20 protein-coding genes and 2 pseudogenes are annotated in these 20,416 nt (G+C 67.5%); 17 read left to right on the top strand and 5 right to left on the bottom strand.

The features are described 5' to 3' along the window. Positions 1–74 precede the first annotated feature (74 nt). Positions 75–1,049, top strand: coding sequence for a quinone-dependent dihydroorotate dehydrogenase (locus tag GGR46_RS20735; protein WP_183999887.1), 975 nt, complete (start codon positions 75–77; stop codon positions 1,047–1,049). Here the strand turns inward: GGR46_RS20735 and GGR46_RS20730 are convergent. Beyond that, the gene (locus GGR46_RS20730) at positions 1,046–1,621 is read right to left on the bottom strand and encodes an HdeD family acid-resistance protein (protein WP_183999886.1); all 576 of its coding nucleotides are present in this window, start codon (positions 1,619–1,621) and stop codon (positions 1,046–1,048) included. The two genes, GGR46_RS20735 and GGR46_RS20730, sit on opposite strands and share 4 nt — an antisense overlap. A 166-nt stretch (positions 1,622–1,787) precedes the next feature. Here GGR46_RS20730 and ggt point away from each other — a divergent pair, with 166 nt between their 5' ends. Both ggt and GGR46_RS20720 read left to right on the top strand, forming a co-directional pair. Then, positions 1,788–3,506 (top strand): gamma-glutamyltransferase, encoded by a 1,719-nt coding sequence (gene ggt, locus GGR46_RS20725; protein WP_183999885.1) that lies wholly within the window; start codon positions 1,788–1,790, stop codon positions 3,504–3,506. Positions 3,507–3,557: 51 nt separating this feature from the next. Further along, complete coding sequence (locus GGR46_RS20720; protein WP_183999884.1) at positions 3,558–5,339, top strand: AMP-dependent synthetase/ligase; 1,782 nt, start codon at positions 3,558–3,560, stop codon at positions 5,337–5,339. A gap of 185 nt (positions 5,340–5,524) precedes the next feature. Here the strand turns inward: GGR46_RS20720 and GGR46_RS25955 are convergent. Further along, a pseudogene (locus GGR46_RS25955) lies at positions 5,525–6,268 on the bottom strand (M16 family metallopeptidase); the annotation flags it as partial. Positions 6,269–7,189: 921 nt separating this feature from the next. Further along, a pseudogene (locus tag GGR46_RS25950) lies at positions 7,190–8,419 on the bottom strand (M16 family metallopeptidase); the annotation flags it as partial. A 204-nt stretch (positions 8,420–8,623) separates the two neighbouring features. On the opposite strand from GGR46_RS25950, the gene GGR46_RS20710 reads away from it, so the two are divergent. From GGR46_RS20710 to GGR46_RS20660, 11 genes are all read left to right on the top strand, one after another. Next, positions 8,624–9,484, top strand: a complete 861-nt coding sequence (locus GGR46_RS20710) for an aspartyl/asparaginyl beta-hydroxylase domain-containing protein (RefSeq protein WP_343058270.1) — start codon at positions 8,624–8,626, stop codon at positions 9,482–9,484. 49 nt (positions 9,485–9,533) lie between these two features. Further along, entirely contained in the window at positions 9,534–9,800 is a 267-nt protein-coding gene (locus tag GGR46_RS20705; RefSeq protein ID WP_246426229.1) for a hypothetical protein, read from the top strand. A 74-nt stretch (positions 9,801–9,874) separates the two neighbouring features. Beyond that, the gene (locus GGR46_RS20700; RefSeq protein WP_183999882.1) at positions 9,875–10,447 is read left to right on the top strand and encodes a NifU family protein; all 573 of its coding nucleotides are present in this window, start codon (positions 9,875–9,877) and stop codon (positions 10,445–10,447) included. A gap of 28 nt (positions 10,448–10,475) precedes the next feature. Next, on the top strand, positions 10,476–11,069 hold the full coding sequence (locus GGR46_RS20695; RefSeq protein WP_183999881.1) for a malonic semialdehyde reductase: 594 nt from the start codon (positions 10,476–10,478) through the stop codon (positions 11,067–11,069). Beyond that, on the top strand, positions 10,999–11,700 hold the full coding sequence (tsaB, locus tag GGR46_RS20690) for a tRNA (adenosine(37)-N6)-threonylcarbamoyltransferase complex dimerization subunit type 1 TsaB (protein WP_183999880.1): 702 nt from the start codon (positions 10,999–11,001) through the stop codon (positions 11,698–11,700). The genes GGR46_RS20695 and tsaB overlap by 71 nt, the downstream gene beginning before the upstream one ends. Beyond that, a complete protein-coding gene (locus GGR46_RS20685) occupies positions 11,697–12,182 on the top strand; it encodes a GNAT family N-acetyltransferase (protein WP_183999879.1) in 486 nt (161 codons plus the stop codon). The genes tsaB and GGR46_RS20685 overlap by 4 nt, the downstream gene beginning before the upstream one ends. Positions 12,183–12,291: 109 nt before the next feature. Further along, the gene (locus GGR46_RS20680; protein WP_183999878.1) at positions 12,292–12,705 is read left to right on the top strand and encodes a Ros/MucR family transcriptional regulator; all 414 of its coding nucleotides are present in this window, start codon (positions 12,292–12,294) and stop codon (positions 12,703–12,705) included. A gap of 127 nt (positions 12,706–12,832) precedes the next feature. Continuing rightward, on the top strand, positions 12,833–13,255 hold the full coding sequence (locus tag GGR46_RS20675) for a Fur family transcriptional regulator (protein WP_183999877.1): 423 nt from the start codon (positions 12,833–12,835) through the stop codon (positions 13,253–13,255). 1 nt (position 13,256) lies between these two features. After that, on the top strand, positions 13,257–14,138 hold the full coding sequence (locus GGR46_RS20670; protein WP_183999876.1) for a lysophospholipid acyltransferase family protein: 882 nt from the start codon (positions 13,257–13,259) through the stop codon (positions 14,136–14,138). Between the two features lie 156 nt (positions 14,139–14,294). Further along, positions 14,295–15,638 carry a tRNA (N6-isopentenyl adenosine(37)-C2)-methylthiotransferase MiaB gene (gene miaB, locus GGR46_RS20665; protein ID WP_183999875.1) on the top strand — a complete coding sequence of 448 codons (1,344 nt, stop codon included), beginning with the start codon at positions 14,295–14,297 and terminating at the stop codon, positions 15,636–15,638. Between the two features lie 159 nt (positions 15,639–15,797). Next, positions 15,798–16,661: a GGDEF domain-containing protein gene (locus GGR46_RS20660; protein ID WP_183999874.1), complete on the top strand. Its 864-nt coding sequence runs from the start codon at positions 15,798–15,800 to the stop codon at positions 16,659–16,661. Positions 16,662–16,665: 4 nt separating this feature from the next. Here the strand turns inward: GGR46_RS20660 and GGR46_RS20655 are convergent, their stop codons facing one another. Both GGR46_RS20655 and GGR46_RS20650 read right to left on the bottom strand, forming a co-directional pair. Then, entirely contained in the window at positions 16,666–17,331 is a 666-nt protein-coding gene (locus GGR46_RS20655; RefSeq protein WP_183999873.1) for a DUF6624 domain-containing protein, read from the bottom strand. Further along, complete coding sequence (locus tag GGR46_RS20650) at positions 17,328–17,762, bottom strand: MerR family transcriptional regulator (RefSeq protein WP_183999872.1); 435 nt, start codon at positions 17,760–17,762, stop codon at positions 17,328–17,330. Before GGR46_RS20650 ends, GGR46_RS20655 begins: the two co-directional genes overlap by 4 nt. Positions 17,763–17,846: 84 nt before the next feature. Here GGR46_RS20650 and GGR46_RS20645 point away from each other — a divergent pair, with 84 nt between their 5' ends. The 3 genes from GGR46_RS20645 to ybeY all read left to right on the top strand — a co-directional run bounded on the left by GGR46_RS20645 (position 17,847) and on the right by ybeY (position 20,416). Then, complete coding sequence (locus GGR46_RS20645) at positions 17,847–18,686, top strand: oxidoreductase (protein WP_183999871.1); 840 nt, start codon at positions 17,847–17,849, stop codon at positions 18,684–18,686. Between the two features lie 226 nt (positions 18,687–18,912). Continuing rightward, complete coding sequence (locus tag GGR46_RS20640; protein WP_183999870.1) at positions 18,913–19,914, top strand: PhoH family protein; 1,002 nt, start codon at positions 18,913–18,915, stop codon at positions 19,912–19,914. After that, entirely contained in the window at positions 19,907–20,416 is a 510-nt protein-coding gene (gene ybeY, locus GGR46_RS20635) for an rRNA maturation RNase YbeY (RefSeq protein WP_183999869.1), read from the top strand. Before GGR46_RS20640 ends, ybeY begins: the two co-directional genes overlap by 8 nt.

Raw genomic sequence — 20,416 nt, 5'->3', positions numbered from 1 at the left:
GCCCGTCAGGCGTATTGCAAGGAATCGACATACGCAGCTTTACGGAGAGGAAAAGCGGTGCAAAGGCCCCGTTCATGGCCTATCCGCTCCGCTCCGCATTGTTCGCGCTCGACGCCGAAAAGGCGCACCGCGCCGCGATCCGCGCGCTTGCCCTGTGGGAATCGCTCGGCACGGTTTTTAGCTCCGAAATGGTTGAATCTCCCATCCATTTGGGAGGATTGACCTTTCCCAACCGAATCGGGCTCGCCGCCGGGCTCGACAAGGATGCCGAGGCGATACCGGGGCTGTTCGCATTGGGCTTCGGCGCGGTCGAAGTGGGCACGCTCACCCCCCGCCCCCAGCCCGGCAATCCCAAGCCGCGCCTGTTCCGGCTGCCCGAGGACGAGGCGGTGATCAACCGCATGGGCTTCAACAATGGCGGGATCGACGCGGCGCTCGCGCGGATCGCGAAGCTGAAGACGCGCAAGGGCGTGCTCGGCATCAATGTCGGCGCGAACAAGGACAGCGACGACCGGGTCGCGGACTATGCGCTGGGCGTCGGCAAGGCGGCCGCCCATGCCGACTACATCACGATCAACGTCAGCTCGCCCAACACGCCGGGCCTGCGCGACCTCCAGTCGCGCCCGGCGCTCGACGAGCTGCTCGCCGCCAGCCATGCCGCGCGCGGCAAGACCCCGATCTTCCTGAAGGTCGCCCCGGATCTCGACCGCGCCGGGCTGGAGGGCGCGATCCAGGCGGCGCTCGACAACCGGATCGACGCGCTGATCGTGTCGAACACCACCATCTCGCGCCCGCCGCTTTCCTCGCGACACGCGGGTGAGACCGGTGGCCTCTCGGGCAAACCGCTCAAGGAACTCGCCCGCGCCAAGCTGGTCGAGGCGGCGGAGATCGCCGCCGGCGCGTTGCCGCTGATCTCGGCGGGCGGGATCGACGGCCCGGACGAGGCGAAGCGCCGGATCGATGCCGGCGCCACGCTCGTCCAGGTCTATTCGGCGCTGGTGTTCAAGGGGCCGGGCCTGCCCCGCGCCATCGCCCGCGCTCTCGCCTAGGCGGCGAGCTTCCGCAGGCGCAGGGCGAGGCCGATATAGGCTGCACCGCCGATGATCGCGAGCCAGGCGACCAGCAGCACCAGGCTGAGCGCACCTGCTGCCGGCCAGACCAGGATCACCACGCCAAAGGCGATCGAGACCAGTCCTGCAAGGATCAGGAATATCTCGCCCTCGATCTCCTTGCGCAGCGCGACCGCGCCGGCGACTTCCATCACCCCGGTCACGATCGCCCAGGCGGAGATCAGAAGCAGTAGCACCTGCACGGTGATGACCGGCCAGATGAAGGTCAGCAGGCCCGCCGCGATCCCGGCCAGGCCGGTCAGCACCAGCCACCAGCGCGGGGTATCGCCGCTGCGCATGCCCGACATCGCCGCCGCCAGCGCGAAACAGCCATCGACCAGCGCATAGGCGCCCCAGACCAGCGCCAGGGTGATCAGCGCGACCCCGGGCCAGAGCAGGGCCAGGAAGCCGAAGGTGATGCCGGCAGCGCCGCGCAGCACGAACAGCCACCAGCGCTTGCCCAATGCGCGCAGCAAGGATGGGGTGGATGCGAGGCTGGCATTGTCGATCATGGCGTCCCTCCATGAGAGCGGGCGGCCGGTCCGACATGGGCGGGCATTCATCCGCGCTTCCCTGTCCGCGACATTGCGCCCGGTTATACCCCCAGGCAATCATCCGATTGTATGACCGCCGACGTAGCGTCTTTGCGCTCCGGCCAAAGCCCGCTAGCCTAGCGCCATGAAGAAGTTGTTCCTGCTGTTCGCCCTTGTCGCCGCGCCGGTCGCGGCTTCCGCCCAGGGAGTGGTCAGCGCCGCAGACTCCCGCGCCGCCGCCGCTGGCACCGAGATCCTCAACGCAGGCGGCAGCGCCACCGACGCGGCGATCGCGACGATGCTCGCGCTCAACGTGGTCGAGCCGCAGAGCGCCGGCATCGGCGGCGGCGCCTTCCTGCTCCAGTACGACGTGAAGACCGGCAAGATCGCCACGGTCGACGGGCGCGAGGCCGCGCCGATGGCTGCGACCGATCGCTGGTTCTACGGTCCCGACGGCCAGCCGCTCAGCCACATGGCGGCGGTGCCGGGCGGCCGCAGCGTCGGCGTGCCGGGCACGCTGCGCGCGATGGCCCTTGCCCATCAGCGCGGCGGCAAGCTGCCCTGGGCCCGGCTGTTCCAGCCTGCGATCAAGCTCGCCCGCGACGGCTTCGACATCTCGCCCCGCCTCGGCAATGCGCTGCGCAGCTATGGCCCGCACGTCGATGCCGGTGTCCGCGCGATCTATTACGACGCCGCCGGCAAGCCGCTGCCCGCCGGCGCGCATGTCCGCAACACCGCCCAGGCCGACCTGCTCGAGCGCGTCGCCAAGCTCGGCCCCGACAGCTTCTATGTCGGCCCGCAGGCGGAGAAGCTGGTCGCGACGGTGAACGGCGCAGCCCGCAATCCCTCGAAGATGACCACCGGCGACCTCGCTTCCTATTCGGCCAGGGATCGCCCGGTGCTGTGCGGCAAGTACCGCGCCTACAAGATCTGCTCGATGGGCCCGCCCTCCTCGGGCGGCGTCACGGTGATGATGATCCTCGCCCAGCTCGAGCGTTTCGACATGGCCAAACTCGGCAAGGACAACCCCGTCGCCTGGCATCTGTTCGCCGAAAGCTCGCGCCTCGCCTATGCGGACCGCGACATGTACGTCGGCGATCCGGACTATGTGCAGGTGCCGATCGCCGGCCTGCTCGACCGCAAGTACCTCGCCGGCCGCTCGGCGCTGATCCACGCAGACAGCACGATGGCCGAGGTGCAGGCCGGCCTTCCCGCGGGCGCGCCGAAGCGCATCGCGGTGAAGCCGCAGGAAGTGCCCGGCACCACCTCGCTCTCGGTGGTCGACAAGGCCGGCAACGTCGCCCAGGTGACCACCACGATCGAAGGCGCCTTCGGATCGGGCCTGTCGGTCGACGGCACGATGCTCAACAACGAGCTCACCGATTTCGACATCGTGCCCGAGAAGGACGGCTATCTGGTCGCCAACCGGGTCGAGGGCGGCAAGCGCCCGCGCAGCTCGATGGCACCGACCATCGTCTATGGCCCGGACGGCAAGGTCCGCCTGGCGATCGGCGCGGCCGGCGGCTCGACGATCATCGCCCAGGTGGCAAAGGGGATCATCGGCGTGGTCGACTGGAAGCTGTCAGCGCAGGACGCGATCGCCCTCGGCCTGCTCTATGCGCCCGGCCTGACCGCCTATGCCGAGAAGGGCACCCAGCTCGACGCGATGGTCCCGGCGCTCCAGGCGCTGGGCGAGAAGGTCCAGTCGGCCCCGCTCGGGCTCAAGATGAACGCGGTCGAGCGGGTGAACGGCCGCTGGACTGGCGGAGCCGATCCGCGCAGCGAAGGCGTCGTGATGGACCAACAGGGCCACACGACCGTTATCACCCGCGTGGGCGCACAGCCGAACCGGCCATCGGAATAAAGTGGGGGAAAGCGGGACGCTCCAAAGGAGCGCCCGTGCTAGGGAGAGAGAATGCGCAGGCTCGAACGATTTGAAAACCTGGTCCAGATGTTCTTCGCGCGGGCGAAGGAAAAGGGCGATGCCCCCTTCCTCTGGCACAAGGCAGAGGGAAAGTGGCAGCCGACCAGCTGGGCGGAAGCCGCACGGCAAGTGGCGAGCCTGTCGGCGGCGCTCACCGCGCTCGGCCTGAAGCGCGGCGACCGGGTGATGCTGGTTTCGGAGAACCGCCCGGAATTCTGCATCAGCGACCTGGCGATCATGGCCGCGGGCTGCGTGACGGTGCCGACCTACACGACCAACACCGAGCGCGACCACCAGCATATCATCGAGAATTCGGGCGCCTGCGCGATCATCGTCTCGAACGGCAAGCTGGCCAAGACGCTGCTGCCGGCGGCGATCCGCGCCTCGACCGCACGGATGATCATCGGCCTCGAGGACCTGCGCATCAGCCAGCAGGGCAGCCTGGAGTTCCACGACTGGCGCGCGCTGATCGCGAAACACGACACCGATCCGCGCGGGGTCAGCTGCAATTTCCGCCGCGAGGACCTGGCCTGCATCATCTACACCAGCGGCACCGGCGGCAGCCCGCGCGGCGTGATGCAGCATCACGGCGCGATCCTCTGCAACGTCGAAGCCTGCTGCGCGATCATCTCGGAGGATTTCGGCTGGGAGGACGAGGTGTTCCTCAGCTTCCTGCCGCTCAGCCACGCCTATGAGCATACCGGCGGACAGTATTTCCCGATCGGGCTCGGCGCGCAGATCTATTATTCGGAGGGGCTGGAGAAGCTCGCCTCGAACATCGAGGAAGTGCGCCCGACGCTGATGGTCGTGGTCCCCCGCCTGTTCGAAGTGCTGCGCACCCGCATCGTCAAGCAGGTCGAGAAGCAGGGCAATTTCGCCAACTTCCTGCTCGACAAGGCCGTAGCGATCGGCGGCCGCAAGGCGGCGGGAACCTCGGGTATCGGCGACCTGCCGATGAACCTGCTCCTCGGCGCCACGCTCAAGCCCAAGCTCGCCAAGAAGTTCGGCGGGCGGATCAAGGCGATGGTCTCGGGCGGCGCCCCGCTCAATCCGGAAGTCGGCATCTTCTTCCAGAGCCTCGGCATCACCTTCCTCCAGGGCTATGGCCAGACCGAAGCCGCGCCGGTGATCTCGTGCAACCGGCCCAAGGCCGGGCTCAAGATGGACACGGTCGGCCCGCCGCTGGAAGGCGTCGAGGTGCGCATCGCCGACGACGGAGAGATCCTGGTACGCGGCGAGCTGGTCATGCACGGCTATTGGCGCAACGAGGAGGAGACCAGGCGGGTCCTCAAGGACGGCTGGCTCTACACCGGCGACATCGGCCATATCGACGAGAAGGGCCGGATCAAGATCACCGACCGCAAGAAGGACATCATCGTCAACGACAAGGGCGACAATGTCGCGCCCCAGAAGGTGGAGGGCATGCTGACCCTCCAGCCCGAGATCGTCCAGGCGATGATCGCCGGCGACAAGAAGCCGTACATGTCCGCGGTGATCGTCCCCGATCCCGAATGGACCGCCGAATGGTGCGCGCACACCGCCACCAAGTGCGACTTCCGGGAGCTTGCCCACGACCCCGACTACAAGGCGGCGCTCGGCGCGGCGGTGGAGCGGGTCAACAAGGACCTGTCGGTGATCGAGCGGGTCCGCAAGTTCATCGTCGCCGACGAGCCGTTCACGATCGAGAACGAGCAGCTGACGCCCAGCCTCAAGATCCGCCGGCACATATTGAAGGCGGCGTACGGCGAGCGGCTGGACGCGTTGTACAGGTAAGCCGTCGGCCTCACACCACAGCCGTCATCCCGGCGAAAGCCGGGATCTCAGGCGAAGGCGCGGGACAGGAGCCGCACGAGATCCCGGCTTTCGCCGGGATGACGGCTTGAACCCAGGGTAGCGCCGACATGAAAAAGGCCGGGGATCGCTCCCCGGCCTTTCCTTTTATCCGATAGCCCGGAGCCTCACTTCTTCTCCGGCACCACCTTCAGCGTCCAGTCCTTGTCCGGGCGGAGATACTTCATCGCCAGCCCCTGCACGTCCATCGGCGTCACCCGCGAATAATCGGCGGCGAGCGTCTCGACCCCGGCGATCCGCGCCGGATCATAGGTGCCGCCCTCGACCAGGCGCATCCAGAACATGTTGCCCGAGGACATGCGCAGGATCTGCTGCTTGAGCGGGGTCAGCGCACGGTTGAGCTCGTCCGCGTCGATCGGCTTGGCGACGAGATCGGCCGCGATCTTGCGCGACAGCTCGAAGAAGAAGTCGACCTTGTCGGGCGGCACCATGCCGAGCGCCAGGATCTTACCGCCCGCCGGCAGGCCGAGCGGCCACTGGCTGGCGACCTGGGGCGAATAGCTCACCCCGGCCTGGCTGCGCAGCTGGTCGAGCAGCCGGTCGCGGAACACCGCGGCGAGCACCTCGAGCTTGCGGCTCTCGCTGATCCCGCCATTGTCGGTGCCGCCGCCGGTCGGCCAGGCGATCACCGCCGCGGCTTGGTTGGGCTGGCCGGTATGGGTCAGCGTCACCGGCGTCTCGACATGGGCGGGGAAGGCGACCGGCGCGAGCGGCGCCTTGCTTGCCACGCGCGGCTTCAGCGCGCCGAAGGTGGCGGCCACGGCCTTCACCGTCGCTTCTGCATCCATGTCGCCGAACACTTCGATCTCGATCGGACCGCTGGCCAGGATCGGCTCCCAGAACTTGCGGAAGCTCGCCGGCGTGGTCGCCTCGATCGTCGCCTTGGGCGGGATGCCCCAGCGCGGATCGCCATTGTGGAGGAGACGCTCGAGATCGCGGTTCATCACCGCGTCGGGCGAGGACGAAAGGTTCGCGTAGGACGACAGGGTCGCGACCTTGGCGCGGAGCACCGGATTGGGATCCCAGCCCGGTGCGACCAGCTTGGCGGCGAGCAGCTTGAGCTGGTCGGACAGGTCGTCCTTGGTGGTCTGCGCCTTCAGCGTGAAGGCATCGTCGTCCACGTCGAAATCGGCGCCGATCTGGCGGCGGCCGGTGAGCGCGTCGAGCTCGTCCTGGCCATATTTGCCGACGCCGCTCGCCATCAGCGCGCCCTCGCCGGCCCAGGCCGGGGTCTGGGCGGTGCCCGACAGGCCCGACAGGCCGTTGCCGAAGCGCACGTTCACATAGACCTTGCCGGTCTCCGACGGATCCTGGCGCATCAGCATCGTCACGCCGTTCGCGAAGACGAGCTTCTCGATGCCGGTGCCCGGCAGGATCTGCTCGCGGGTCGCCACCTTGCCGGGCAGGCCCAGCTTGGGCAGCGCGTCGAAGCTGACGTTGCCAACCAGCTTGCGCTTGGCGCTCGCTGCGACATTGGCCTCGAGCGCCGAGGCCACCTTGGTGGTGATCGCCGGATCGGGCGTGTGGAGGTTGACCATCGCACGCGTCGCGGTGCCCTGGAACACCGTCTTCGACGAGGCGAGCACCGTGGCGGGGGTGAACATCTTGCCGTCCACCGCGCCCCTGAAGATCGCGTAGGAGAATTCGGGCGTCGTCACCGTCTCGTTGATGTCGACCGCCTCGGCAAGATCGTCGGCGAGCTTGGCCCCGGCCTCGACCGGCGCGGTGTTGATCCGCTGCTTCATCGACGATTCGATCTCGGCGACCTCACGGTCGATCTCGGCCTGGGTCGGCGGAGTCGCCTGGGCGTCGGCGATCACCCCGCGCACGTCGCGCAGCGCGGCTTCCCAGTCGTCGCCGACCGGAAGCACCTGCACCGTGGTGATGTTGGCGGAACGGCCGATGTCGCTCAGGTCCGCGCCCGCGGCGATGAAGGTGCCGCCCGAGCGCGCGCGGGTCTCGAGCCGGCGGTTGATGATGCGGATCGCGACCAGATCGATCATCCGCTTCTGGTTGAAGATCACCGTGTCGCCATCGACCGTCCAGGGGCGCACGATCGCCATGGTGGTCAGCACCGGCAGCGCCGGTTCGACGATGCTGGCCGAAACCGGCTTGCCCTCGACCGGCTTGCCGAAATCGGGGGTCGGAACCGCCGGGCCGGTGCCCTTCCAGTCCGAGAAATGCTTGACGACCATCTGCTCGAGCAGCGCGGGGTCGACATCGCCGATCGCGATGACGGTGGCGCGCTCGGGGCGGTACCAGCGATCGTGGAAGGCCTGCACCGTCGCGGGCGTCGCGCCGTTGAGCGTCTCGACCGTGCCGATCGGCTCGCGCTGCGACAGCGGCTGGCCGGCGAACATCAGGTCGAGCATCGCGTCCTGCAGGCGGACCCGCGGGCCCGGCTGCTCGCGCTGCTCGGCCAGCACCACCGGGCGCTCGGAATCGAGAATCTTCTGGGTGATGTCCGGGCCGGACATCATGCCCGCCAGGATCTTGAAGCTCTCGTCGAGCCCGGCCGGCGTCGCATTGGGCAGGTCGAGCTTGTAGGTGGTCGCGGTGAAGGTTGTCGATGCGTTCGAATCGGAGCCGAAGGTCACGCCCAGCCGCTGCCAGATGCGCTTCGATTCGCCGTCGGGCACGTGCACCGAGCCGCGGAACGAGAGGTGCTCGAGCAAATGCGCGAAGCCGCGCTCGCTGTCCTGCTCCATCAGCGAGCCGACATCCATGCGCACGCGCACCGAGACCTGGCCCGGCGGCACGCCGTTCTTGCGCACCGCATAGCGCAGGCCGTTGGAGAGCCGCCCGAACTTCCAGGCATCGTCATGGACCAGGTCGCTCTTCTCGTAGAGCCAGGGATCCTTGGCGCTCTGGACCGGGCGCCCCACCGTCTTGGTGTCGGGCACACCCGGGGGATTGGTATTCTGCTGAGCCTGGGCCGGCAGCACCGGGGCGAGCGAGGCAAGGGCGAGGAGCGCGAGAGGCGCACGCAGGAAGGAGTGCATAGAGGTCCATCTAGGAGCGAAGCGCCGGGCATGCCAGCGCGAACCTTTCCCCCGGATGTACGAAAAGCCGGCACGCCTGCGTCACGAACCCGCCCTTGTGCGCCGCGGCAGGGCCATGTTTTCGACCCATGCGGCGGCTATCCAGCCAAGATGCGGGCGCGACTCGCGGATGAACAGGTGACGAACCCAGCAAGGTCAGGTGCAGTGAAGGTCGAGCCGAGCGCGCGGGGCAGCGCAATGTGGCGGGACGCGGGCGAAGTCGAAGCGGCGGAAGCACGCGAGATGATTCCCGATCTCACGGTGATATCGGGGGCAGTGATGCCCGACGCGCCGCTGCGCGCCGATCGCGATCGCCCGTTCCTGATCAAATATGGCAAATATCTGCGCGGCACGTTCGACCGGTTCATCGCGCGCTTCTCGCTGATATCGACCGAGCCGGTGCTCGACGTGCGCGACTTCGCCTGGACCGAGGCGCTGCGCGCCAACTGGCAGGCGATCCGCGCCGAGGCGATCGCCGCCGCGCTCGACCACCAGGCGCCGTCGCTCGCCCAGGTCTCGCCCGATCACCGCGCGATCGCCCCGGCGAACAAATGGCGCAGCTATTTCCTCTATGGCTATGGCTACCGGGTGCAGGAGAATCTCGATCGCTGCCCGGCGACCACCCGGCTGGTCGAGGCGATCCCCGGCCTCAACAGCGCCTTCTTCTCGATCCTGGCACCCGGCGCCCATATCCCGGCGCATCGCGGCGTCACCAAGGGACTGATCACCTGCCATCTCGGCCTGGTCATCCCGCGCGACGGCGATGTCCGCATGCGCCTCGACGATCGCGTCCTGCGCTGGTCGGAAGGCGAGACCCTGGTGTTCGACGACACCTATGATCACGAGGTGTGGAACGACACCAGCGGCACCCGCGTGGTGCTGCTGATCCAGTTCCGCCGGCCGCTGCGCCAGCCGGGGCGGTGGTTCGTCGACAAGTTCCTCGCCTGGATCCGCCACTCGGCCTTCGTCCAGGATGCCCGCACCAACCTCCGCCGGTGGAGCCAGGTGGGCAATACGTCCAATTGATACGCCAGCCCCGCGCACCCACATGCGCTGCGATCAAGGAGTTGCCGACATGGCTACCGAACGCACCAGGGCCTGGACCGAATTTCGCCGGATGATCTTGTGGATCGCGCTTGCCGGCGTGCTGATGGTCGCGGGCGCACTCTGGTATCTCTCGCTCTACGACGCGCTCTATCCGTCGGCGATCGCGGCCACGATCGGCGGGGTGTTCATCTCCACCCTGCTCGGCTGCGGCCTGTTCGCCGCCGCCTTCTTCAGCGACAAGAGCGGCCACGACCAGAGCGTGACCGACGCGACCACGCACGACGAGCAGCAATAGGATTGCGCGCGGGGAAACCTTTCGTTTCCCCCTCGCCGCTTGATCCCCGTCGCCCGAGCGCCCAAATGGCGGTCATGCTGATCGAGACCGAAGCCACGCCCAATCCGGCAACTCTCAAGTTCCTTCCGGGACGTACCGTGATGGACGCCGGTACCCGCGACTTTGCGTCGCCCGAAGATGCAGAGGCCTCGCCGCTCGCCACCGCCCTGTTCACCCTCGGCGACGTGACTGGCGTTTTCTTCGGCCGCGACTTCATCTCGGTGACGATTGCCCCCGGCGCCGACTGGCGCGACGCGAAGCCCGACGTGCTCGGCATCCTGCTCGACCATTTCGCCGCGAACATGCCGCTGTTCCATGCCGCTGCCGCCGGGTTCAGCGTGCCGGCAGAGAGTGCCGACTTCGGCGACAATCCCGAAGACGCCGAGATCGTCGCCCAGATCAAGGAACTGATCGAGACGCGCGTGCGCCCCGCCGTCGCCAATGACGGCGGCGACATTGTCTATCGCGGTTTCGACGCCGGCAAGGTGTACCTCCAGATGCAGGGCGCCTGCTCGGGCTGCCCCAGCTCGACCGCCACGCTGAAGAACGGCATCGAGCAGCTGCTCAAGCATTACGTTCCCGAAGTCACCGAAGTCCGGGCCGTCTGAGCCCACACGCCTACGAAAGGACTGAAAAATGGCCACTCCGCTCGATGACGCGGCGCTGGATAAGCTGTTCCGTACCGCGCGCAGCTATAACGGCTACACCGACGCCCCGGTGACCGAGGCCGACATCCGCGCCATCTACGAACTCACCAAGATGGGCCCGACCTCGGCGAACAACCAGGCCGCCCGCTTCGTGTGGGTGACCAGCGACGAGGCCAAGGAAAAGCTCGCCCTGCTCGCCAGCGCCGCCAATGCCGATAAGATCCGCAAGGCACCCGCCACCGTGATCATCGGCATGGACCTGACGTTCAACGAGCATCTGCCCTGGCTCTTCCCGCACGCGCCGACCGCCAAGGACTGGTTCCCCACCGAGGAAGCCCGCTACACCACGGCCTTCCGCAACTCGTCGCTCCAGGGCGCCTATCTGCTGCTCGCCGCCCGCGCGCTCGGTTTCGATACCGGCCCGATGTCGGGTTTCGACAACGCCAAGGTTGACGAAGCGTTCTTTGCAGACCAGCCCAATGTGAAGTCCAACTTCATCACCACGCTGGGACATGGCGACCCTTCCTCCATCTTCGATCGACTCCCCCGCCCCGAATTCGAGCGGTTCAATCGTCTCGTCTGACCTGACTCTCGTCATTGAGACCGCGACCGCAGCTTGCTCGGTCGCGCTGCTCGACGGGACGACCGTGCTCGCCGCGGCCCATGAAGTCGTGGGCCGCGGCCATGCCGAACGGCTGGTGCCGATGATCGCGTCGCTGCCCGGCGAAGGCCGTGCGGCGCGCATCCTCGTCGATGTCGGCCCCGGCAGTTTCACCGGCGTGCGCGTCGGTCTGGCCGCTGCGCTCGGCCTGTCGATCGGCTGGGGCGCGGAGGTGCGCGGCTATTCGTCGCTCGCGCTGCTCGCCGCGTCGGGATTTGCCGGCAATCCGGACATACCACAACTTGCCGTGGTGCTCGAAGGCGGGCACGGTGAGGTGTTCATGCAGGCGTTCCATTCCCAACCTTTCCAGGAGGACGGGCCGTTCCGCTCGCTCGTTCCCATTGCCGCGCTCGAAGCGCTGGCCGGCCGCCCGGCATTCGGCAGCGGCGTGCGCCATCTCGCCCCGCTGGCCGAGGGGCTCGACCTGTGCGAGACCCTGCCCGCCGCCGCCGACGCCCGGCTGCTCGCCGCCGACTTCACCGCGCTCCCCGCCCGGCCGATCTATGGCCGCGCGCCCGATGCCAAGACGCTCGCCGAACGGGGCCTGGCATGAGCGGCACCGTCAACCTGGTCGAGCTGCGCGAAGGCGGCACCCAGGATCTCTACAACGTCAACATCGTCATGCAGGAAGCGTTCGACCCGCGCTTCGGCGAGGCCTGGACCAGCGCCCAGTGTCTGGGGATGCTGTCGCTGCCCGGCGTCTGGCTGGTGATCGCGAGCATCGACGGGCGCGACATGGGGTTCGCGCTCGCCCGCGTCATTGCCGACGAAGCCGAACTGCTCCTCCTCGCCACCCATCCCGCCGCGCGCCGTCGCGGCATTGCCGGCGCATTGCTTCGTGCCGTGATCGAAGAAGCGCGCGGCCGCGGCGTCGTGCGAATCCATCTGGAGGTCCGTTCAGGAAACGATGCCGTATGGCTCTACCGTCGCGAAGGCTTCGAAAAGGTCGGCGAACGTCGGGATTACTATCGGGGACGTAGCGGGCAATTGTTCGACGCACATACTTATGCACGCGACATCAAGGACCTGGACTGAGACTTACTGAAACATGCAAATATGGTCTTGCGTTTGGACCAAAACGGTCCGATAGGACGTCGCCGGGTGACGAGTAAAAGTCACCTCTATTCGGGTCGAAAGGAAAAACATGGAAACGCAAGCTGAGATTGATGAAACGCTGGTCACGCTGACGGCGGATATTGTTGCGGCGCATGTCAGCAACAACAGTGTTGCAGTCTCCGACCTTCCGACTCTGATCCAGAACGTGCACGGTGCGCTCTCGGGTCTTGGCCGCGCTGTCGCCGAGCCCGAAGTGAAGCAGGAGCCGGCCGTTTCCATTCGCGCCTCGGTGAAGCCGGACTACATCGTCTGCCTCGAGGACGGCAAGAAGCTCAAGATGCTGAAGCGTCACCTGATGACGCACTATCAGATGACCCCCGAGCAGTACCGCGCCAAGTGGAACCTGCCGGCGGACTATCCGATGGTCGCCCCCAATTATGCCGAGCAGCGCCGCAGCCTGGCGAAGAAGATCGGCCTGGGCACCAAGCGCCGCAAGCGCTGAGCTGCAACAGACTGAAATAGGGAAGGCCGGCCCGGAGATCGCTCCGGGCCGGCCTTTTCGTTTCGCGATCACGCCTTTTCGCGGCCGCAGTCTTCCAACTTGGCGCAGGCCACGCTACATCGCGGCCATGGCTCGTAAGATCGATCTCGAAGCGCTTTGTCACGAGAAGGGGCTGCGCATCACCGAACAGCGCAAGGTGATTGCGCGCGTCCTCTCCGACGCGGATGACCATCCCGATGTGGAGAAGGTCTATGAGCGCGCCTCGGCGATCGACCCCGGCATCTCGATCGCCACGGTCTATCGCACCGTGCGCCTGTTCGAAGAGGCCGGCATCCTCGACCGTCACGATTTCGGCGACGGCCGCGCCCGCTACGAGCCTTCGCCCGAGGCGCATCACGATCACCTGATCAACGTCGAGACCGGCGAAGTGATCGAGTTCGTCGATCCCGAACTGGAACAGCTCCAGAAGCAGATCGCCGAGCGGCTGGGCTTCCGCCTGGTCGATCACCGCATGGAGCTCTACGGCGTCGCGCTCGACCGCAAGAACTGAGGTGCCGCCTGCGGGCGAAACCCGGGCCGAACGCGCCGCTCGCCTCCGCGAGGAGGCCATCCAGGGCCATGAGACCCCGCTGAGCCTGCGCGGCCAGTTCCGGCTTTGGCGCCGCGTAGCGCTGCTCGTGCTGGCACTGCTGTTCTTCGTGCCGCTCCACTATCTCTTCCGGCTGTTCCGCCTGCCCTCGCCCTGGCCGCGCCATTTCCTGTCGACCGCCGCGCGGATCTGCGGCGCGCGCGTCAACCGCATCGGCACGCATCTCAAGCGCGACGTCTTCTACATCTCCAACCATCTCAGCTGGATCGACATCCTGGCGCTGGGCGGCGCGAGCGGCACCGCCTTCATCGCCAAGGCCGAGATCCAGAGTTCGCCCGTGGTCGGCTGGCTCGCCGGGCTCAACCGTACCGTCTACGTCAAGCGCGAGAACCGGCTTGGCGTCGCCGAGCAGATCAACGAGCTGCGCGATGCGCTGGCCGAGACCTGGGCGATCACCGTCTTCCCCGAAGGCACGACGACCGACGGCAAGTCGCTGCTGCCGTTCAAGACGCCGATGCTGCGCGTGCTCGAACCGCCGCCGCCCGGCGTGATGGTCCAGCCGGTGATGCTCCACTACGGCGCCGCGGCGGACGACATCTGCTGGATCGGCCAGGAAAGCGGCCTCAACAACGCGAAGCGCATCCTCAGCCGCAGGGGCAGCTTCCGCCTCGACGTGCATTTCCTCGAGCCCTTCCACCCCCGCGACTTCCCCGGTCGCAAGGTGATCGCGGCAGAGAGCCGCCGCCGGATCGAGGAGGCGCTGGTCAAGGTACTGGGAGAGCCCCTCCGCACCTTCCGCTTCGCCGAGGACCCGATCGGCTACAGGCCGAAGCCGGGGGCGTGATCCTTCATTCCTCCCCCGGAGGGGAGGGGGACCGCTGGCGCAGCCAGTGGTGGAGGGGTAGCGCGCCACAAGCTCCACAGCCCGTGGAGAATACCCCTCCACCGGCTTCGCCGGTCCCCCTCCCCCTCCGGGGGAGGAATGTGTATAGGCGCCGCGATGAACGCCCCCCAGAATCCCAAGGCCAATCCCAAGACCTTCCACGTGAAGTCGTTCGGATGCCAGATGAACGTCTATGACGGCGAGCGCATGGCCGAGCTGATGGCCGCCCAGGGCATGACCGCCGCCGCCGAGGGCGAGGCCGCCGATCTCGTCGTGCTCAACACCTGCCACATCCGCGAGAAGGCGACCGAGAAGGTCTATTCGGACATCGGCCGCCTGCGGAAGGGCGCGCGCGAGGAAGGCCGGGCCGAGCCGATGATCGCGATCGCCGGCTGCGTCGCCCAGGCCGAGGGCGAGGAGATCGTCCGCCGCGCCAAGGTCGATGTCGTGGTCGGCCCGCAGGCCTATCACAATTTGCCCGAGCTGGTCGCCAAGGCGGCGGAAGGCATCTCGGCGCTCGACACCGACATGCCGGCGCTCAGCAAGTTCGGCACGCTGCCCAAGCGCCGCAAGGTCGGCCCCACCGCCTTCCTCACCGTGCAGGAAGGCTGCGACAAGTTCTGCACCTATTGCGTGGTGCCCTATACCCGCGGCGCCGAGATCAGCCGCCCCTTCGCCGAGCTGGTCGACGAGGCCAAGGCGCTGGTCGACGCCGGCGCGCGCGAGATCACCCTGCTCGGCCAGAACGTCAACGCCTGGGACGACGAGGCCGGCACCGGGCTGCACGGCCTGATCCATGCGCTCGACCGGATCGAGGGGCTGCACCGCATCCGCTACACCACCAGCCATCCCAACGACATGCGCGAGGGCCTGATCCGCGCCCATGCCGAGGTGGAGAAGCTGATGCCTTTCCTCCATTTGCCCGTGCAGGCCGGCAGCGACCGCATCCTCAAGGCGATGAACCGCTCGCACACGCGCGATTCCTACCTGAAGATCCTCGACCGCGTCCGCGCCGCCCGCCCCGACATCGCGCTGTCGGGCGACTTCATCGTCGGCTTCCCCGGCGAGAGCGATGCCGAGTTCGAGGAGACGCTGAGCCTGGTCGATGCGGTCGGCTATGCCCAGTGCTTCAGCTTCAAGTACAGCCCGCGCCCCGGCACCCCGGCGGCGGAGATGCGCGACGTCTTCGTCCCCGCCGAAGTGATGGACGAGCGCCTCCAGCGCCTCCAGGCCGCGCTCAACCGCGACCAGCTCGCCTTCAACCAGGCGACCATCGGCAAGACCTGCGCGGTGCTGATCGAGCGCCAGGGCAAGCTGCCCGGCCAGATGCTCGGCAAGTCGCCCTGGCTCCAGTCGGTCTATCTGGGCACCGAGGCAAAGATCGGCGACATGGTCGAAGTCGAGATCACCGGCGGCTTCGGCAATTCGCTCACCGGCACCCAAGTGGTGCGCGCAGCCTGAGGGCCGAAGCAGCCGCCTCCAGTCGCTGCCGCCCGCCCTCCTTCGAACGCGTTAACGATCCTGCGTAAGCCACGGGTAAGTTTCATAAACCTAGCTGCTCTCATTCCAGCGCCCAGCCGTCCGGCGGGGTGACAACGAGAATGAGGGGTCCGCACCCGCATGCGCTTCTATCTCGCGACGCGATTCCTGTTTCCGCGCCACTTCCATCTGCGCATCTTCACGATCTGCTTCGTCGCGGTGCACCTGCCGCTGATCGCCTTCGTCACCAGCCAGGTGGCGCTCGGCGAATGGCAATGGCAGGTGTTCGTGCCGCTGCTCCTCGCCACGCTCGCCGGCACGCTTGCCGCCATCTACGCGCTGGGCGCGCTGCTCGAACCGATCCGCCGGGCCTCGGCGATGCTGCGCGCGGTGCAGGACGGCCAGGCGGTCACCGATATCCCCGCCGGCGGCCGCGATCTGGCGGGCGAGCTGCTCGACAGCGTCGGCCTGGCCGCGCTGGCGACCAACACCCGGATCAGCCAGTTGCGCGACGCCGCCGAGCGCGACCTGCTCACCGGCCTGCGCAACCGGCGCGGCTTCCTCGACGCGGCGGCGCATCTCCGCGCCGGCACCCGCGCCACGCTCGCGCTGGTCGACATCGATTTCTTCAAGCGGATCAACGACATCTTCGGCCATGACGAAGGCGACATGGTCCTCCAGGAATTTTCCCATCGGCTGGGCGAGACGATGCGCCGCTCCGATCTGGTCGCGCGCTGGGGCGGCGAGGAATTCGCCATCCTGATCCCCGGCATGGGCCCGCGCGAGGCGCGCGCGCTGATCGAGCGGCTGCGCACCGCGCTGCACGATCGCCCGATCGGCCCCAATCCCGAGGAACCGGTCACCTTCTCCTGCGGCCTGTCCTTTCTGCGCGGGCCTGAGCAGATCGCGGTGGCGATGCAGCGCGCGGACAAGGCGCTCTACACCGCCAAACGTGGCGGCCGCGACCGGATCGAGCTGGACGCGGAGCTGGAGCTGCCGGCCTAGGCGCTCAGAGCGCGCAGGGCTTGCCGATCTCGAGGTCGCCCCTGGTCTCGGCGAGCGTCTTGGCCCAGCCGATCTTCGCCCGGCGCGTGTCCACCCCTTCCGGATCGGCCATCGGGGCGATCGCCAGTCGTCCCTCGACGCAACGGGCCTGGCTGCCAAAGACCTGCAGCCCGCCCTGGCGGACCAGCACCCGGTCGGTGGTCAGCGCGAAGTCCATCGCGTCGACATCGCCCGCGCCCAGCCGGTCGCCCATTGCCCCCAGCACCGTGGCACGGAAGGCGTCGTCCGGGCTGTGCTGCGCGATCAGCCAGGCGCCGTGCGTCACCTGCCGCCCGTCGCGGCCGTTGCGGAACCAGCCATCGGCCGGAAGCAGCGCCTTGAGCGCCGCGGTGTTGGCCGCGTCGATCGCGACCATGCGCGGCCCGATCTTAATGCTCAGCGCGATCCGCTGCTCCGGGGTGAGCGCCGGATCGTCCGCGCGCCACATATGCTGCCGGGTGACCTCGTCCAGCGCCACCAGCCGGGCGATCTTCTGGGCAAGGCTGGGCCGTTCGGGCTGCGGCGCGCGCTCGACCTCGGCGACCGCGGCCTCCCATTCGGCGGCATGCCGCGTCACGGGATCCTCCTGCCTGGGCGCAAGGACCAGCGCGAGCAGGGCCGGCACGATCATGCGGCGCGCTCCGCGGTGGCGACCGGCTCGGCCCAGCAGCCCTCAAAGTCCCCGAACACCGGCTCCGATCCCTTCTGGCCCGTCTCGAGCCAGCGCACCTTGGCACGGGTATAGTCGACCATCGCGTTCAGCTGCGCCGCCTTGTCCTCCAGCCGGGCGAGCTGCATCCGCATCAGCTCCAGGCTGCGCTCGGGCGTCATCCCGCCGGCATAATATTCGACCGACAGCGCCGCGATCTCGCGCAGCGAGAAGCCCAGGCTCTGCGCCATCCGGATCATCCGCGCCATCTCCAGATGCTCCTCGGTGAAGATCTGGTACGGGTTGGAGCCGCCCTTCATCCCCGTCGCCGGGGCGAGCAATCCCTTGCGGATATAGAAGCGGACCGTGTCGGTGCTCATGCCCGCCCGCCTGGCGAATTCGGAGATCAGCATTCTCGACTCCTTGGAAGAGGCTTGACCATGGACTATGGTCCACACTTATATGGCCGGGCTCCACCTCGCAACCGGAGCTCCCCAATGCAGAAAACCGCCCTCGTCACCGGCGCCTCGGCCGGGATCGGCGAAGCCACCGTCAAGCGCCTCCTCCAGGACGGCTACAAGGTCTTCGCCGCCGCCCGCCGACTCGACCGGATGGCACCCCTCGCCCACCTCGGCGCCGAGCTGATCGACCTCGACCTGACCGACGATTCCTCGATCCTCGCCGCGATCGAGACGATCCGCGCCGCCACCGGCCGGCTCGACCTGCTCGTCAACAATGCCGGCTATGGCAGCTATGGCGCGATCGAGGACGTGCCGATGGAAGAGGCGCGCCGCCAGATGGAGGTCAATGTCTTCGGCCTCGCCCGGCTCTGCCAGCTCGCCACCCCGCTGATGCGCGCGCAGCAATCGGGGACGATCGTCAACGTCACTTCGATAGGCGGCAAGTTCGGCGAGCCGTTCGGCGGCTGGTATCATGCGACCAAGTTCGCGGTGGAGGGCCTGTCGGACTGCCTGCGCATGGAACTCCGCCCCTTCGGCATCCGCGTCGTCGTGATCGAACCCGGCGCGATCCGCACCGAATGGGCCGGCATCGCGCACCAGAGCCTGGTCGAGCGTTCGGGCGGGAGCAGCGCCTATGCGCCCTGGGCACGCAAATATGCCGCGCTGCTCGGCAATGCCGACGCGATGAGCTTCGCCTCGCCGCCCGAAGTCGTCGCCAACACCATCGCCAGGGCAGCCGCCGCGCGTCGCCCGCGCATCCGCTACGGCACCGGCGGCGGGGCGAAGGTCTTCCTCTTCCTCGCCCATTGGCTGCCCGATCGCTGGAAGGACGCACTGATGTGGCGGATGAGCCAGTCGGGCAAGGTGGAGGCCTGAGCGTTGCATGCGCGCCACGGCGGGGCCTGCTTGCGCTCCGCCGTGCCTTTTCCCCTGTCCAAGTTGGAAAACCTCTGCCACTCTCCCCATATCGCATGCGCAAGGGAACCGTCCGCATCGTCTTCGCTTTGACACGCAGCGCCGCTACGCGCGCTGGAATGTCGGCGATCACGCGCACGCGTGCGCCTATCAAGAGATTCAACTTTTTTCAGCGCGAAGGAGCCGCATGAGCCGCAAGCCTGTCCCCGCCCAGTCCGGTGAACGCTCCCGGGTAGAGGTGAATTTCGACAAGCCCCAGCTCCTGCCACAGCTCTTCGGCGAGTTCGACAGCAACATCCTCGCCCTCGAAGAGCGGCTGGGCGTCTATATCCACGCCCGCGGCCAGCGCGTGCAGATCGAAGGGTCCGCCGAAGCCGTCGCCCATGCCCGCGAGGTGCTGCAGGAACTCCACGCCCGCGTCATCCGCGGCGAGGAAGTCGATACCGGCCTGATCGACGCGGTGATCGCCATGTCGAGCGAGCCGACGCTGACCGGCATCATCAAGGCCGATAACGGCAATGCGCCCGCGCAGATCATGATCCGTACGCGCAAGAAGACGATCGTGCCGCGCTCGGTCGCGCAGACCCAGTACATGCACGCGCTGGTCTCGCACGAGATGATCTTCGCGCTCGGGCCGGCGGGCACCGGCAAGACCTATCTCGCCGTCGCCCAGGCGGTGGCGCAGCTGATCACCGGCAGTGTCCAGCGGCTGATCCTGTCGCGTCCCGCCGTCGAGGCCGGCGAGAAGCTCGGCTTCCTGCCCGGCGACATGAAGGAGAAGGTCGATCCCTATCTCCGCCCGATCTACGACGCGCTCTATGACTGCCTGCCCGCCGAGCAGGTCGAGCGGCGCATCGCCAGCGGCGAGATCGAGATCGCCCCGATCGCGTTCATGCGCGGCCGCACGCTGGCCGATGCCTTCGTCATCCTCGATGAGGCGCAGAACACCACGCCGGCGCAGATGAAGATGTTCCTCACCCGCTTCGGCCAGAACAGCCGGATGGTGATCTGCGGCGATCCCAACCAGGTCGACTTGCCCGGCGGCCCGCCCGCCTCGGGCCTCAACGACGCGACGCGGCGTCTCGAAGGCGTCGAGGGCATCGCCTTCTCGCGCTTCTCGACCGCGGACGTGGTCCGCCACCCGATCGTCGGCCGCATCGTCGAAGCCTATGAGGGCCCGAATGCTTGACGTCGCCGCCCTCGTCGAATCCCCCTGGCCCGAGCACGACTGGGAAGCCCTTTCCATCCGCGCCACCGAGACGGCGCTGAAGCAGACGCCGTTCCTGGAGTGGCTCGATCACCCCGCGACGATCGAAGTCGCGGTGCGCTTCACTTCGGACGAGGAAGTCCATGTCCTCAACCGGCAGTATCGGAGCAAGGACAAGCCGACCAACGTGCTTTCCTTCCCGATGATCCAGCCGGATCTGATGGAAGCGGTGACCGAGAACAGCGACGATGGCGAAGTGCTGCTCGGCGACATCGTCCTGGCGCACGGCGTCTGCGCGGCCGAGGCGGTGGAACGCAAGGTCTCGGTCGAAGATCATGCCACGCACCTGATTGTCCACGGCCTGCTGCATTTGCTAGGCTATGATCACATGGACGACGCCGAGGCCGAGGCGATGGAGGAGATGGAGCGCGCCGCGCTCCGCGACCTCGGTTTGCACGACCCCTATCTAATACGCGAGGATTGA

Source organism: Sphingomonas kyeonggiensis (assembly GCF_014196745.1).
GTDB lineage: Bacteria > Pseudomonadota > Alphaproteobacteria > Sphingomonadales > Sphingomonadaceae > Sphingomonas > Sphingomonas kyeonggiensis.
Note: the sequence above shows the minus strand (reverse complement) of the source record. Positions and strands in the feature narration are given on the sequence as shown.

Excerpts from the sequence above, each read along its gene's own strand:
- GGR46_RS20735 (WP_183999887.1), top strand. The coding sequence starts at position 75 with ATGGCCTATCCGCTCCGCTCCGCATTGTTCGCGCTCGACGCCGAAAAG.
- GGR46_RS20730 (WP_183999886.1), bottom strand. The coding sequence starts at position 1,621 with ATGATCGACAATGCCAGCCTCGCATCCACCCCATCCTTGCTGCGCGCA.
- ggt (WP_183999885.1), top strand. The coding sequence starts at position 1,788 with ATGAAGAAGTTGTTCCTGCTGTTCGCCCTTGTCGCCGCGCCGGTCGCG.
- GGR46_RS20720 (WP_183999884.1), top strand. The coding sequence starts at position 3,558 with ATGCGCAGGCTCGAACGATTTGAAAACCTGGTCCAGATGTTCTTCGCG.
- GGR46_RS20705 (WP_246426229.1), top strand. The coding sequence starts at position 9,534 with ATGGCTACCGAACGCACCAGGGCCTGGACCGAATTTCGCCGGATGATC.
- GGR46_RS20700 (WP_183999882.1), top strand. The coding sequence starts at position 9,875 with ATGCTGATCGAGACCGAAGCCACGCCCAATCCGGCAACTCTCAAGTTC.
- GGR46_RS20695 (WP_183999881.1), top strand. The coding sequence starts at position 10,476 with ATGGCCACTCCGCTCGATGACGCGGCGCTGGATAAGCTGTTCCGTACC.
- tsaB (WP_183999880.1), top strand. The coding sequence starts at position 10,999 with ATGGCGACCCTTCCTCCATCTTCGATCGACTCCCCCGCCCCGAATTCG.
- GGR46_RS20685 (WP_183999879.1), top strand. The coding sequence starts at position 11,697 with ATGAGCGGCACCGTCAACCTGGTCGAGCTGCGCGAAGGCGGCACCCAG.
- GGR46_RS20680 (WP_183999878.1), top strand. The coding sequence starts at position 12,292 with ATGGAAACGCAAGCTGAGATTGATGAAACGCTGGTCACGCTGACGGCG.
- GGR46_RS20675 (WP_183999877.1), top strand. The coding sequence starts at position 12,833 with ATGGCTCGTAAGATCGATCTCGAAGCGCTTTGTCACGAGAAGGGGCTG.
- miaB (WP_183999875.1), top strand. The coding sequence starts at position 14,295 with ATGAACGCCCCCCAGAATCCCAAGGCCAATCCCAAGACCTTCCACGTG.
- GGR46_RS20660 (WP_183999874.1), top strand. The coding sequence starts at position 15,798 with ATGCGCTTCTATCTCGCGACGCGATTCCTGTTTCCGCGCCACTTCCAT.
- GGR46_RS20655 (WP_183999873.1), bottom strand. The coding sequence starts at position 17,331 with ATGATCGTGCCGGCCCTGCTCGCGCTGGTCCTTGCGCCCAGGCAGGAG.
- GGR46_RS20650 (WP_183999872.1), bottom strand. The coding sequence starts at position 17,762 with ATGCTGATCTCCGAATTCGCCAGGCGGGCGGGCATGAGCACCGACACG.
- GGR46_RS20645 (WP_183999871.1), top strand. The coding sequence starts at position 17,847 with ATGCAGAAAACCGCCCTCGTCACCGGCGCCTCGGCCGGGATCGGCGAA.
- GGR46_RS20640 (WP_183999870.1), top strand. The coding sequence starts at position 18,913 with ATGAGCCGCAAGCCTGTCCCCGCCCAGTCCGGTGAACGCTCCCGGGTA.
- ybeY (WP_183999869.1), top strand. The coding sequence starts at position 19,907 with ATGCTTGACGTCGCCGCCCTCGTCGAATCCCCCTGGCCCGAGCACGAC.